This is a genomic window from Nocardia niigatensis NBRC 100131 (assembly GCF_000308655.1).
Lineage (GTDB): Bacteria > Actinomycetota > Actinomycetes > Mycobacteriales > Mycobacteriaceae > Nocardia > Nocardia niigatensis.
In genome coordinates this window covers 81,750-94,745 of the sequence record NZ_BAGC01000042.1, presented here as the reverse complement: position 1 = coordinate 94,745, position 12,996 = coordinate 81,750, and the positions used below count along the sequence as shown (strand labels likewise).

Genomic DNA, 12,996 nt, shown 5'->3' with positions numbered 1-12,996 from the left:
AGGGCCCGCTCGCCGAAGACGGCCTCGGGCAGGATCGTGCGCTGCAATTCGGGATCGGACCAGGCCAGGAGCACTTTCGCGGCCGAGCCGGCGGTGAGCGGCAGGCGCGCTCCGATCGGCACGGTGTCGCGCAGGCCGGCGGCGGGTTCCATGGCGGCCACGCAGACGCGGGCATTGCCGTCGCGGCGGTAGAGCTGCACGCTCTCGCCGGTGATCTCGCGCAGGCGCGGCAGGATGGTGGCGGCGGCGTCGAGGAGCGGGTCGCTGGCGGTTGTCGCCAGCTCCGACAGGGCGGGGCCGGGCCGCCACAGACCCTGGCTGTCGCGGGCCAGCATGCGGTGCGTTTCCAGGCCCACGGCCAGGCGGTGCGCGGTGGCGCGGGGCAGGCCGGTGCGGGCGCAGAGCTCGTTGAGGCCGCAGGGTTGCTCGGCTACGGCGTGCAGGACGGCCATCGCTTTGTCCAGAACCCCGATACCGCTATGCTGTCTCATAGAACGATATTAGCGTCTCGCATGTTGGGAAATGCAAACCAGCCGCTCCCAAGTCCGGACGCAAGCCCCCGCGTCAACAGTCCGAGCGCGGGAATGTCAATCGAGAGGTGAGCAGTTATGGCCGACCGGCCACGCACTCTGGCGGAGAAGGTCTGGGACCAGCACGTCGTCGTCCGCGGGGCGGGCGAGGGCGCGAATCGCGAGCCCGACCTCATCTACATCGACCTGCATCTGGTGCACGAGGTGACCAGCCCGCAGGCGTTCGACGGCCTGCGCGCCGCGGGCCGTCCGGTGCGCCGGCCGGATCTCACCATCGCGACCGAGGATCACAACGTCCCGACCGTCGACATCGACAAGCCGATCGCGGATCCGGTGTCGCGCCTGCAGGTCGAGACGCTGCGCAAGAACTGCGAGGAATTCGGTGTGCGCCTGCACCCGATGGGCGATCTCGATCAGGGCATCGTCCACGTGGTGGGACCGCAGCTGGGCCTGACCCAGCCGGGAACCACGGTGGTGTGCGGTGATTCGCATACGTCGACCCACGGCGCGTTCGGCGCGCTGGCCATGGGCATCGGCACCTCGGAAGTGGAACATGTGCTGGCGACGCAGACTTTGTCGTTGCGCCCGTTCAAGACCATGGCCATCGATATCGACGGGCAGCTGCCCGCGGGCGTCACGTCCAAGGACGTGATCCTGGCGGTCATCGCGCAGATCGGCACCGGCGGCGGTCAGGGCTATGTGCTGGAGTACCGCGGCGAGGCGGTGCGCTCCATGTCCATGGAGGCCCGGATGACCATGTGCAACATGTCGATCGAGGCCGGCGCCCGCGCGGGCATGGTCGCGCCCGACGAGGTCACCTACGAGTTCCTGAAGGGCCGTCCGCACGCCCCCGAGGGCGCCGACTGGGACGCCGCCGTGGCGGCCTGGGACGCCCTGAAGACCGATGAGGGGGCGGTTTTCGACGCAGAGGTGCATATCGACGCCTCCACGCTGACCCCCTTCGTCACCTGGGGAACCAACCCGGGACAGGGTGCGCCGCTGGGCGACTCGGTGCCGGATCCGGAGCAGATCGTCGACGAGAACGAGCGCGCGGCGGCCGAGAAGGCGCTGCAGTACATGGACCTGACGCCGGGTACTCCGCTGCGGGATGTCGCCGTGGACACGGTTTTCGTGGGTTCGTGCACCAATGGCCGGATCGAGGATTTGCGCGCGGTCGCAGACATTCTGGACGGCCGCAAGGTCGCGGACGGTGTACGCATGCTGATCGTGCCGGGCTCGATGCGGGTGCGGCTGCAGGCGGAAAAGGAGGGTCTGGGCGAGATTTTCACCGCCGCGGGCGCGGAATGGCGGCAGCCGGGATGCTCGATGTGCCTGGGAATGAACCCGGATCAGCTTTCGCCCGGTCAGCGCTGCGCCGCCACCTCGAACCGGAACTTCGAAGGGCGACAGGGCAAGGGCGGTCGTACGCACCTGGTCTCGCCGCTGGTCGCCGCGGCCACCGCGGTGCGCGGAACCCTGTCCTCACCTGCGGATCTGAACTGATCGCATTCCGGTAGCGGCCCAGATGCCGCTGCCCCCACAGACTCAGGAGAATCACCGATGGAAGCTTTCAAGGTCCACAAGGGGATCGGCGTTCCGCTGCGCCGGTCCAATGTCGACACCGACCAGATCATCCCGGCGGTGTATCTGAAGCGCGTTACCCGAACGGGTTTCGAGGATGGCCTGTTCGCCGCATGGCGGACGGATCCGAACTTCATTCTGAACACCGAGCCCTACAACCGGGGTAGTGTGCTGGTCGCTGGTCCGGATTTCGGTACCGGATCGTCACGTGAGCACGCCGTTTGGGCCTTGAAGGACTACGGGTTCCGGGTCGTGATCTCGTCCCGCTTCGCCGACATCTTCCGCGGGAACGCCGGGAAGGACGGGCTTCTGACGGCCCGGATGGCGCAGAGCGATGTGGAATTGCTCTGGAAGTTGCTCGAGGAACAGCCGGGTTTGGAATTGGCGGTGGACCTCGAGGCGCGAACCGTGTCGGCCGGAACGGTCGTGTTGCCGTTCGATATTGACGACTACACCCGCTGGCGCCTGCTGGAAGGGCTGGACGACATCGGCCTCACTCTGCGGCACAACGATGAGATCGGCCGGTTCGAAAACGCAAGGCCGACTTGGAAACCCACCACCATTCCGGCCCGTATTTCGCAGACGTAATCATTGATGGGCGTTAGCTGAACCCCCTCAAACCAGGTAGCTGAGCGTGTGCCATGCGTCATGTATTTCCGCGTGGCACATAGACTCTTGCCCGGAAAGGGTTTACCGTGGTACCTAGTCGGTCCGACGACGGGCCATTAGTCTGCGGAGGATTCAATGAACAAGGCGGAACTGATCGATGTTCTGACCGAGAAGTTGGGTACTGACAGGCGCACCGCTACTGCTGCAGTCGAGCAGATGGTCGATACGATCGTGCGTGCTGTGAACAAAGGTCAGAGTGTCACCATCACCGGATTCGGTGTCTTCGAACAGCGGAAGCGGGCGGCCCGTGTTGCTCGTAACCCGCGCACCGGCGAAACCGTCAAGGTGAAGCCGACTTCGGTGCCGGCCTTCCGTCCCGGCGCTCAGTTCAAGGCGATCATTGCGGGCAAGCAGAAGATCGCTTCGAGCGGCCCGGCCGTGAAGCGCGGTGTGGCTGCCCCGGTTTCGGGTAAGGCGACTGCCAAGAAGACCACTGCCAAGAAGGCGGCCAAGAAGGCCGCCACCAAGGCTCCGGCGAAGACCACCGCCAAGAAGGCCGCGTCGAAGGCGCCCGCCAAGAAGGCCACGGCCAAGAAGACGGTGGCGAAGAAGACGGTCGCCAAGAAGACCCCGGCCAAGGCCACCGCTGCCAAGAAGACCACGGTCGCCAAGAAGGCCGCCAAGGCCACCGCTGCGAAGGCCACCGCCAAGAAGACGGCCAAGAAGGCTCCCGCCAAGAAGACCGCTGCCAAGCGCACCGCTCGCCGGTAGCGAGGCCACAACCCGTCGCTGACGGGGGTTTTCGAGCAGGACAGACGTGAAACGGCCCGGCATCGCCGGGCCGTTTCGCATGTCGTGGGGCGGATTGGGGGCTCGACCGGGGCTGGAATGGGTAGTGCGCCGGATGGATTCGGCCGGGCCCGTGCCGGTACACCGGCGTTCCAAGGGTTCTCGGTGGGCCGGGCCGCCGGCGAGCGGAGGTGAATCCGCTCGCTGACGGGCCGAACGGCCTCAGCGCCGGGGCAGATCGGCGGGGATGAGAACGCGGTCGAGATGGTCCGCGGCGACCAGGCGGCCGTCGTGGAAGGACAGCACCCAGACGCTGCCCTTGCGATTGCGGGCCGGTGGCAGGCTGATGCCGTCGGTGGCGGCCCACCACTCCAGCAGATCCGGAATCACCTTGCCCTGACTGGAGATCACCCGAACTGTGTCGTCGGAGACCAGGTCGCGGGCACGTTTGCGGGCGGCCTCGGGTGCTGCCGCGTAATCGGATTCGGAGAACAGCGGTTCGAGTTGCACGTCCACGCCCAGTTTTTCCGCCAGCGGGGTCACGGTTTGGACACAACGGGCCGGTGGGGCGGAGTAGATTTCGGCCGCGCCGAAGGCGAGCAGATTGGGCACCAGGGCGCGAGCCTGTGCGCGACCGGCCTTTTCGAGCGGCCGCAGATCGTCGTCACCGGCGAAACGGTCGCTGCGACCTGCCTTGGCGTGCCGCACCAGCAGCAGGGTGGAGGTCTCGACGGGCTGGCGCAGGAAGTTACGGACGATACTGCGATCCATCGGGTAGGACAGGGCGTCCATCACGGTGTCGAGACGACGCCAGTCCAGCGCGTCGACCTCGAGATTGGATTCGAACTTCCCGTCCACGACCCGTGCGGACCAGTAGTCCACCCGCTTGAGCTTGCGATGCCCGGTCACCGGGTAGGTCACGTGGCCCAGATAGCGGCCCAGGCGCGAATTCAGGCCCGTTTCCTCGGCCACCTCACGCACGGCCGTGATGACCGGTGTCTCACCGGGATCCAATTTCCCCTTGGGCAGTGACCAGTCGTCGTATTTGGGCCGGTGCACGAGGGCGATCTCGAGCGCCCCGTCGGCCGACTCCCGCCACAGCACCGCGCCCGCCGCCAGAATATTCGCGGCGACGGGGCGATCGGGGAAATCGGCGGCAGGATCGAACTGAGCGGGGCTCACTGGCGATCCGGACGTCGCAGCCGCATCAGGTGCTCCTGGTGGTCGCGGATCTGATCGCCGGGGACGTCGGGGCCCGGCTGGGCGGCCCAGCTGCCGTCGGCCTGCAGGCCCCAGCAGCGGGTGGCCGGGTGCAGCGCGGAATCGAAGACCCGGCCCAGCTGCTCGGTCAGCTTCGGATCCTTCACCTGCGCCAGCACTTCCACTCGCCGGTCCAGGTTGCGGTGCATCATGTCGGCGCTGCCGATCCAGTATTCGTTCTGCGCCCCGAAGTGCAGGACGCGCGAATGTTCCAGGAAGCGGCCGAGAATCGAGCGGACCCGGATGTTCTCGCTCATGCCCGGGACCCCGGGCCGCAGCCCGCAGATGCCACGCACCACGATGTCGACCGGCACCCCGGCCTGGGAGGCGCGGTAGAGGGCGTCGATGATCTGCTCGTCGACGATGGCGTTGGCCTTCAGCCGGATTCGCGCCGGTTCGCCCTGGGCGGCCAGCTCGACCTCGCGCTCGATGCGTTCCACGATGCCGGCCCGCACGCCGGTCGGGGCAACCAGCAGATTGCGGTAGTTGGCCTTTCGCGAGTACCCGGTGAGCGAGTTGAACAGGTCGGTGAGGTCCGCACCGATCTCCGGTGCGGCGGTGAGCAATCCGACGTCCTCGTATAGTCGCGCGGTCTTCGGGTTGTAATTCCCGGTGCCGATGTGGCAGTAGCGACGGATGGTGGCACCCTCGCGGCGCACCACCAGGCAGGTCTTGCAGTGGGTCTTGAGCCCGACCAGGCCGTAGACCACGTGCACGCCGGCCTGCTCCAGCGCCCGCGCCCACTTGATATTGGCCTGTTCGTCGAAGCGGGCCTTGATCTCGACCAGCGCGACCACCTGCTTGCCTGCCTCGGCGGCGTCGATGAGCGCGTTGACGATGGGGGAGTCGCCGGAGGTGCGGTACAGGGTCTGCTTGATGGCCAGCACCTGCGGGTCGGCGGCGGCCTGTTCGATGAACCGCTGCACGCTGGTGGAGAAGGAGTCGTAGGGGTGGTGCACGAGCACGTCGCTCTCGCGCAGGGCGGCGAAAACGTTTCGGGGCGTTTCGCGTTCGCCGAAGGCCGGTGGGGTGGCCGGGACGTAGGGAGCGTCCTTGAGGTTGGGGCGGTCGACGCCGTAGACCTGCCACAGGCAGGACAGGTCGAGCAGGCCGGGCACCTGGATGACGTCGGCCGGATCGACGTCGAGTTCGCGCAGCAGCAGATCGAGCATGTGCTCGGTCATGTCGTCGGAGACTTCCAGCCGCACCGGGGATCCGAAGCGGCGGCGGGCGAGTTCGCGCTCCAGGGCCTGCAGCAGGTCCTCGTCGCGGTCCTCCTCGACCTCCAGGTCGGCATTGCGGGTGATGCGGAACGAATGCTGTTCCACCACTTCCATTCCCGGGAACAGCTGATCGAGATGCGCGGCGATCAGCTCCTCCATGGGAAGGAAGGCGGCCGTGGAGGGGCCTTGTGCCACAGCGGAATCACGGCCGGAGGCGGCGCCGCCGCCCGTGGCGCGGCGGACCCGGACGAAGCGATCGACGTTGTCGGGCACCTTGACCCGGGCGAAGTGCTCGCCGCCGGTGACCGAATCCTTCACCGTCACGGCGAGATTCAAGCTCAGGCCGCTGATGTAGGGGAACGGGTGGGCCGGGTCGACCGCCAGCGGGGTCAGCACCGGGAAGACCTGATCCTGGAAATATCCGGACAGGCGCTGCTTTTCGGTGTCCTCGAGGTCGGCCCACCGGATGATGGCGATGCCCTCGGCGGTCATGGCGGGCAGCACCTGGTCCAGGAAGACGCGGGCGTGGCGCTCGGCGATCTCCTGGGTGCGCACGGCGATCATCTCGAGCTGCTCGGTGGGGGACAGGCCGTCCGCCGACCGCACCGACAGTCCGGTTTCCGCGCGGCGCTTCAGACCGGCCACCCGGACCATGTAGAACTCGTCCAGATTCGACGCGAAAATGGCGAGGAATTTGGCCCGTTCGAGCAGCGGCTGGGATTGGTCCTCGGCGAGGGCGAGGACGCGGGCGTTGAAATCGAGCCAGCTGAGTTCCCGGTTGACGTACCGGTCCGCCGGGAGGGGCGCTACAGCGGTGGGCGGTGGGGTTGCCGCGGGCGGTGCCGCCGGTAGTAGCGGCGATTGCTTGACGGTATCCGTATCGCTCACTCTCACGATCATTCCTTATGTCGTGGGCGGGGTGCCGAACTGACACCATCCATTGCAGCGCAGATCACGCCGCGTCAGCACAGTGAGGACCCGGCTCGGCGCAGATCTTCGGTTACTCGACAGGCCCGGGACACGCCGATTTCACGGAGTAGCGCGCCGGTGGCTTGCCCGACTCCGAGCGCGGCGGCGCGCTCGAGGTCCGCGGCGGTGTCGACGTCCTGTCGCAGCCCGGGCCAGTCGCCCAGCAGTTCCACCGCGCCACCGGCGATGTGGCGGCGGGCGGAATCCGGACCGAAAAGCGGGTTCAGCGCGGCGGATCCGCCGCGCACGAGCAGCGCGACGGTGCCGCTGCCCTCGTGATCGGCGACCACCGAGCGTCGATGCCCGGTACTCGCCAGCATGTCGCAGAGTTCGGCGGGGCGCAGCGCGGGCAGATCCGCTTGCAGGGCAAGCAGATCGACGGGGCCGTGCGCCTGCCGCACCGCGGCCGCGCCGGCGGCCAGGGCGGCATTGAGGCCGCTGGTGTGCGGCGGGATCGCCGCGGGTTCGGGATGGACGGTCGCGCCGAGCTCGCGAACCAGAGCGGAGACCTGCGGATCGGGCGTCACCACGGTCACCGAGGCCACCCCGCGGGTGGCCGTCGCGGCGGTCACCGTGTCCGACAGCATGGCCAGCACGAGGTGCGGCCGTCGATGCGCGGGCAGACCCTCGGACAGCCGGCTCTTGGCGAGCCCGAGACTCTTGACCGCGATGACAGCGTGGACGGCTGTGTTCACTGTGCCCTCCGCTTCGCTCCGGCCGCGCGCATGCCCGAATCCTCCCACTCCGAGATGACGGCCGTGTGAGCGGCGTCGAATTCCGGGGAAGCCACCACGGCATGGCTCCGATCACACGCGCATATATTTGTCTGATGGCAAGGGCAGCGGTGTTGGGCGCGGGGTCGTGGGGGACCGCGTTCGCGAAGGTGTTGGCGGAGGCGGGAACCGAGACCACCATGTGGGCTCGACGGCCGGAGGTGGCCAAAGTGCTTGCTACCGAGCATCGCAATCCCTGGTATCTGCCCGACGTGCCGCTGCCGCCCATGGCCGCCACCGACGACCCCGCGGTCGCGCTGGAGGGGGCCGACATCGTGGTGCTGGCGGTGCCGTCGCAGTCGCTGCGCGCCAATCTCGAGGCGTGGAAGGACCTGATTCCCGCCGACGCCACACTGCTGAGTCTGGCCAAGGGCATCGAGACCGGCAGCCTGCTGCGCATGAGCCAGGTCATCGCGGAGGTCACCGGCGCGGATCCGAGCCGGATCGCGGTGCTGTCGGGCCCGAACCTGTCGCACGAGATCGCGGCCGGCCAGCCCGCCGCGACCGTGGTGGCCTGTCCGGACGTGGCGCGGGCCGAGGCGGTCCAGCACGCCTGTGCCACCGGCTATTTCCGGCCGTACACCAATACCGATGTGATCGGCTGTGAGATCGGCGGCGCCTGTAAGAACGTCATCGCGCTGGCCTGCGGCATCGCCTCGGGAATGGGGCTGGGCGACAACTCGATCGCCACCCTCATCACCCGCGGGCTGGCCGAGATCATCCGGCTCGGCGTGGCCGTGGGCGCGGAGCCGGTCACGTTCGCGGGACTGGCGGGCGTCGGCGACCTGGTGGCCACCTGCACCTCGCCGCTGTCGCGCAATCGCTCCTTCGGGCACGCGCTGGGCGCGGGCGGCACCATGGAGACCGCGCTGGAGGCCACCCATGGCCAGGTCGTGGAGGGTGTGAAGTCCTGCACATCGGTGCGGGCGCTGGCCGCGGCGCACGGGGTGGAAATGCCGCTCACCAATGCCGTGCACCAGGTGTGCCACGAGGGACTGTCCGCCGCGGAGGCGGTCGGGCAGCTGCAGGGGCGCCGCCTGAAATCGGAATGACCGGCGGCGCGTCCGAGCCGTTGAGCACCGTCTCGGGACGACCGTGTAACACTGCCGCCATATTCGACCGGGTACGGTTCCGGGCATGACCAACAGGACCAGGGTGGCGGTGGTGTTCGGCGGCCGCAGCAACGAGCACGGGGTGTCGTGTGTATCGGCACGCACCGTGCTGGCGAGCCTCGATCCCGAACGGTACGAGGCGGTTCCGATCGGCATCACGCGGGACGGCACCTGGGTGCTCGGCGACGCGGATCCGCGGGCACTGTCCGCGCAGGATCGGGCGCTACCCACGGTCGACGAGCAGGGCACCGCGCTGGCGCTGACCGCCGATCCCTCGCGCGGCGGCGCCCTGGTTCCGCTGGACGGCGCGGACACCGTGCTGGGCGCGGTGGATGTCGTGTTCCCGGTGCTGCACGGCGCGTTCGGTGAGGACGGCACCCTGCAGGGTCTGCTGGAACTGGCCGAGCTGCCCTACGTGGGTCCGGGTGTACTGGCCAGCGCGGCCGGAATGGACAAGGAGTTCACCAAGAAACTCCTTGCAGCCGAAGGTCTTCCGGTCGGCGTGCAGGTGGTGCTGCGGCCCGGCGTGGCGACGGTGGCCGAGGCCGACCGGGCCCGCCTGGCGCTGCCGGTGTTCGTCAAGCCCGCCCGCGGCGGGTCGTCCATCGGCATCACCAAGGTCGACAGCTGGGACGAGCTCGACGCCGCCATCGAGACCGCGCGCCGCCACGACCCCAAGGTGATCGTGGAGGCCGGCATCGTGGGCCGCGAAGTCGAGTGCGGCGTCCTGGAATTCCCGGACGGCCGGGTGGAAGCCAGTGTGGTGGCCGAGATCCGGATGCCCGAGGACGACGCCGCGGCGCCCGACTTCTACGACTTCGACACCAAATACCTCGACGACGTCTGCGAGTTCGACGTCCCCGCCAAGCTGGACGACGATATGTCCCAGCAGATCCGGGAGCTCGCGGTGCAGGCGTTCCGGGCGCTGGACTGCCAGGGCCTGGCCCGCGTCGACTTCTTCGTCACCGCCGCCGGGCCGGTCATCAACGAGATCAACACCATGCCCGGCTTCACCGCCATCTCCATGTACCCGCGCATGTGGGAGGCCACCGGCATCGACAACCGGACCCTGGTGAGCACCCTCATCGAGACGGCTCGCGCCCGCGGCACCGGCCTGCGCTGACCCGCTGGGCCGGCGGCCCGGTTTCATCACTTCGGATGATGGACCGGGCCGTTCGCATGCGACCCACGGGTGACGGCAGCCGCACCGGGCCGCGCGTAGCCTCGATCAGGTGATCGTGGCTCTGACGATTCCCGGCCTGGCACTGCTGATCATCGCGGTGGCCTTCGCCGATGTGGGCTATCGCAAGGCAACGGGGCGCACGGCGCTGCCGTGGATGCGGACCCAGGGCGAGCGCAGCGCGTCGGCCATCGGCATGGAACAGTTCGACGCCGCGTTCAACTCGGCCAAGCGGCACGAGATGGAGCAGCGGCAGGCGGTGCTCATGCACCGGGAGAACCCGGGTGACGGGGACGAAGGCGTGGACGTCGATCTCACGGCCGGGAAGGTCAGACTCCGCAAGCTCTGACAGATATATCTGTCAGTTCGGGATCGGGTTCGGGTCCATCGGCTTCGGCGGGAGCTTCTCCTGGATGGCCGCCGAAACATCCTGTAGCGGACTGGGTCCGGCGTTGTCCGGCATGGTCAGCGCGATGTAGACCCCCCGGTCCACCGCCCAGTAGGTGCCGGAGGTGACACCGCTGGTCTGGTCGCGCACCTCGAACCAGTTGACTCCGTTGTCGCCGGCGGCCGCCTTGGGGGTCTGAATCTGATTCGTGCTCGAGGACTTCACGAATTCCATCGGCCGATCCAGGCCGCAGCGGACCACGATGGCGTCGCCGCCGTCCGGCAGCTGCCAGGCGTGCGTGGCGGGCGGCGCGGGCTGCACCAGTTCGGAGGTGGTGTAGTCGCCGATCTTGTCGGGCAGCGCGGGCATCAGCGCGGAGCATTCCGGGCCGGACGCGGTCGGCGCGGGCACGGCGCCCAGGACCAGCGGGTCGCGGCTGTGCTGGCGATTGGCCAGCACGCCCATGACGAGCAGGCCGACGACCAGGGCGACCGGGAGGGCGACAGCGGTGGCGATGAGCGCGGGCGAACGGCGGACCTCGTAGTCGTCGTCCGAGTCCTGGCTCGCCGCAGCCTCTTCGGCGGCGTCGGCGTCGGAATCCTTCGACTTCGCGGCGCCCGAGTCTTCCGGCTTCGCGTCGTCCGCGGGCGCCGCGGTGGCGTCCGTGGTCTCCGCGTCCTCGGCTGCGGTCGCGTCGGTGCGCTCCGGCGTGGTGTCCGGTTCGGTGCCGCGGGTGTCGTTGCTCATCCGGTCGTCGGTCCCCGATCGTGGCGTGCCGGGCACGCGTCCCGGCTGCTGGTCGTCGATTGCGTGTTCGAGGGTACCGTCGAGCCGTCAGGCGCCCGCATCACACTCGTCCCGAAGGAGACCGCCATCACCGCCAGCCGCAGGCCGCAGTCCGTTCCGGCCGCCCGCACCGTGGGCGAGCTCGGGGAGTTCGGGCTCATCGCGCTGGTGAACCAGGGGCGGACGCAGACGCCGGGGGTGCTGCTGGGCCCGGGTGACGACGCGGCGGTGATCGCCGCGCCCGAGGGGCGGTTCGTGGTGACCACCGACATGCTGGTGCAGGACCGGCACTTCCGGACCGACTGGTCGAGCCCGCACGATATCGGCCGCAAGGCCGTCGCCCAGAGCGCCGCGGACGTGGTCGCCATGGGCGCGGTGCCGAGCGCGTTCGTGGTGGGCCTGGGTTGCCCGTCGGACACCCCGGTCGAATTCGTGCGGGCGCTGGCGGACGGCATGTGGGCCGAGGCCGGGCGGGCCGGGGCCTCCATCGCGGGCGGCGACATGGTGCGCAGCCCGTTGCTGATCATCTCGGTGACGGCGTTCGGGGATCCGCGCCGCGCGCCCGTCGAACTGTCGGGCGCGCGGCCGGGGGACGTGGTCGCGGTGGCCGGGCGGCTGGGCTGGTCGGGCGCGGGGCTGGCGGTGCTGTCGGCCGGGGATGACGCCGCCGAGTTCGCGGACGTGGTTGCCGCACACCGGGTTCCGCGGCCGCCCTACGAGGCGGTGCTGGAGCTGCCGGACACCGTGGAGATCACCGCGCTCACCGATGTGTCGGACGGGCTGCTCGCCGATCTGGGGCATATCGCCGAATCCTCCGGTGTAGCCATCGATCTGGCGTCGGCGGCGCTGGCCGATCCCGGACTGGAGGCGGTGGGGAAGGCGCTGGGCGTCAGCCCCCTCGACTGGATTCTGGCGGGCGGCGAGGATCACGCTTTCGCAGCGACTTTCACCGATTCGAGCGATTTGCCGGAGGGCTGGGTGCGGGTCGGAGCGGTCCGCGCGGGCGCGGGCGTCACGGTCGACGGCGCCCGCAGATCCGGACCGTCCGGTTGGGAATCGTTCGCATAGCCGGGCCCGGTACCGCGATGAAACTCGACACGATAAGTTTTCCCGACATGGGCGCGAAACCACTGTCGGAAGTCATCGATACGGGCTGGGCCGAGGCCCTCGAGCCGGTGGCCGACCGCATTGCCGCGATGGGTGAATTCCTGCGAACCGAAAACGCCGAGGGGCGTGGCTATCTCCCGAAGGGAGAGAACGTGCTACGAGCCTTCCAGCGGCCGTTCGACAAGGTGCGGGTGCTCATCGTCGGCCAGGATCCGTATCCGACGCCGGGGCATCCGGTGGGGCTGAGTTTCTCGGTGGCCCCGGATGTTTCGCCGATCCCGCGCAGTCTGTCGAACATCTACTCGGAGTACTCCAAGGATCTCGGCTTCCCGACGCCGTCCAACGGCGATCTGTCGCCGTGGTGCGATCAGGGCGTGCTCATGCTGAACCGGGTGCTGACCGTGCAGCCGGGCCAGCCGGCCTCGCACCGCGGCAAGGGCTGGGAAGCGGTGACCGAGCAGGCAATTCGCGCGCTCGTGGCCCGTGACCAGCCGCTGGTGGCGATTCTGTGGGGCCGCGACGCCTCGACGCTGAAGCCCATGCTGGGCAGCACCCCGTACATCGAATCCGCCCATCCCTCACCGCTGTCGGCTTCACGAGGATTCTTCGGTTCTCGGCCTTTCTCACGAACCAACGAATTGCTGGGTACCCTAGGGGCCGCGCCGGTGGACTGGCGTCTGCCGTAGCGC

Annotated in this window: 13 protein-coding genes; 8 read left to right on the top strand and 5 right to left on the bottom strand. The window is 68.8% G+C overall.

Annotation, left to right across the window (positions count from 1 at the left end):
- Positions 1–491 (bottom strand): IclR family transcriptional regulator (locus ON33_RS17325; protein WP_040860030.1); only part of this gene is annotated, 491 nt, incomplete at its 3' end.
- Between the two features lie 117 nt (positions 492–608).
- On the opposite strand from ON33_RS17325, the gene leuC reads away from it, so the two are divergent.
- From leuC to ON33_RS17310, 3 genes are all read left to right on the top strand, one after another.
- The gene (gene leuC / locus ON33_RS17320) at positions 609–2,033 is read left to right on the top strand and encodes a 3-isopropylmalate dehydratase large subunit (protein WP_040860002.1); all 1,425 of its coding nucleotides are present in this window, start codon (positions 609–611) and stop codon (positions 2,031–2,033) included.
- Positions 2,034–2,090: 57 nt separating this feature from the next.
- On the top strand, positions 2,091–2,699 hold the full coding sequence (leuD, locus tag ON33_RS17315) for a 3-isopropylmalate dehydratase small subunit (protein WP_040860001.1): 609 nt from the start codon (positions 2,091–2,093) through the stop codon (positions 2,697–2,699).
- A gap of 156 nt (positions 2,700–2,855) precedes the next feature.
- Entirely contained in the window at positions 2,856–3,491 is a 636-nt protein-coding gene (locus ON33_RS17310) for an HU family DNA-binding protein (RefSeq protein ID WP_040860000.1), read from the top strand.
- A gap of 240 nt (positions 3,492–3,731) precedes the next feature.
- Here the strand turns inward: ON33_RS17310 and ON33_RS17305 are convergent, their stop codons facing one another.
- The 3 genes from ON33_RS17305 to cofC all read right to left on the bottom strand — a co-directional run bounded on the left by ON33_RS17305 (position 3,732) and on the right by cofC (position 7,656).
- Positions 3,732–4,691 carry an NUDIX hydrolase gene (locus tag ON33_RS17305; RefSeq protein WP_051152391.1) on the bottom strand — a complete coding sequence of 320 codons (960 nt, stop codon included), beginning with the start codon at positions 4,689–4,691 and terminating at the stop codon, positions 3,732–3,734.
- The gene (locus tag ON33_RS17300) at positions 4,688–6,892 is read right to left on the bottom strand and encodes an RNA degradosome polyphosphate kinase (RefSeq protein ID WP_040859999.1); all 2,205 of its coding nucleotides are present in this window, start codon (positions 6,890–6,892) and stop codon (positions 4,688–4,690) included. Before ON33_RS17300 ends, ON33_RS17305 begins: the two co-directional genes overlap by 4 nt.
- A gap of 62 nt (positions 6,893–6,954) precedes the next feature.
- A complete protein-coding gene (gene cofC / locus ON33_RS17295; protein ID WP_040859998.1) occupies positions 6,955–7,656 on the bottom strand; it encodes a 2-phospho-L-lactate guanylyltransferase in 702 nt (233 codons plus the stop codon).
- Positions 7,657–7,790: 134 nt separating this feature from the next.
- On the opposite strand from cofC, the gene ON33_RS17290 reads away from it, so the two are divergent.
- The 3 genes from ON33_RS17290 to ON33_RS17280 all read left to right on the top strand — a co-directional run bounded on the left by ON33_RS17290 (position 7,791) and on the right by ON33_RS17280 (position 10,375).
- Positions 7,791–8,786, top strand: a complete 996-nt coding sequence (locus ON33_RS17290) for an NAD(P)H-dependent glycerol-3-phosphate dehydrogenase (protein ID WP_040859997.1) — start codon at positions 7,791–7,793, stop codon at positions 8,784–8,786.
- Between the two features lie 85 nt (positions 8,787–8,871).
- Positions 8,872–9,969 (top strand): D-alanine--D-alanine ligase family protein, encoded by a 1,098-nt coding sequence (locus ON33_RS17285; protein ID WP_040859996.1) that lies wholly within the window; start codon positions 8,872–8,874, stop codon positions 9,967–9,969.
- A gap of 109 nt (positions 9,970–10,078) precedes the next feature.
- On the top strand, positions 10,079–10,375 hold the full coding sequence (locus tag ON33_RS17280; protein ID WP_040859995.1) for a DUF6191 domain-containing protein: 297 nt from the start codon (positions 10,079–10,081) through the stop codon (positions 10,373–10,375).
- A gap of 12 nt (positions 10,376–10,387) precedes the next feature.
- Here ON33_RS17280 and ON33_RS17275 read toward each other — a convergent pair whose 3' ends face one another.
- Positions 10,388–11,161: a DUF3515 domain-containing protein gene (locus ON33_RS17275; RefSeq protein ID WP_040859994.1), complete on the bottom strand. Its 774-nt coding sequence runs from the start codon at positions 11,159–11,161 to the stop codon at positions 10,388–10,390.
- Positions 11,162–11,332: 171 nt separating this feature from the next.
- Here ON33_RS17275 and ON33_RS17270 point away from each other — a divergent pair, with 171 nt between their 5' ends.
- Together ON33_RS17270 and ON33_RS17265 are read left to right on the top strand one after the other, a co-directional pair.
- Positions 11,333–12,268, top strand: coding sequence for a thiamine-phosphate kinase (locus ON33_RS17270; protein ID WP_040860028.1), 936 nt, complete (start codon positions 11,333–11,335; stop codon positions 12,266–12,268).
- A gap of 47 nt (positions 12,269–12,315) precedes the next feature.
- A complete protein-coding gene (locus ON33_RS17265) occupies positions 12,316–12,993 on the top strand; it encodes a uracil-DNA glycosylase (RefSeq protein ID WP_040859993.1) in 678 nt (225 codons plus the stop codon).
- Positions 12,994–12,996: the final 3 nt, after the last annotated feature.

Coding starts and splice junctions, on each gene's coding strand:
- ON33_RS17275 (WP_040859994.1), bottom strand. CDS start 11,161: ATGAGCAACGACACCCGCGGCACCGAACCGGACACCACGCCGGAGCGC.
- ON33_RS17300 (WP_040859999.1), bottom strand. CDS start 6,892: ATGATCGTGAGAGTGAGCGATACGGATACCGTCAAGCAATCGCCGCTA.
- ON33_RS17265 (WP_040859993.1), top strand. CDS start 12,316: ATGGGCGCGAAACCACTGTCGGAAGTCATCGATACGGGCTGGGCCGAG.
- leuD (WP_040860001.1), top strand. CDS start 2,091: ATGGAAGCTTTCAAGGTCCACAAGGGGATCGGCGTTCCGCTGCGCCGG.
- ON33_RS17290 (WP_040859997.1), top strand. CDS start 7,791: ATGGCAAGGGCAGCGGTGTTGGGCGCGGGGTCGTGGGGGACCGCGTTC.
- leuC (WP_040860002.1), top strand. CDS start 609: ATGGCCGACCGGCCACGCACTCTGGCGGAGAAGGTCTGGGACCAGCAC.
- ON33_RS17285 (WP_040859996.1), top strand. CDS start 8,872: ATGACCAACAGGACCAGGGTGGCGGTGGTGTTCGGCGGCCGCAGCAAC.
- ON33_RS17310 (WP_040860000.1), top strand. CDS start 2,856: ATGAACAAGGCGGAACTGATCGATGTTCTGACCGAGAAGTTGGGTACT.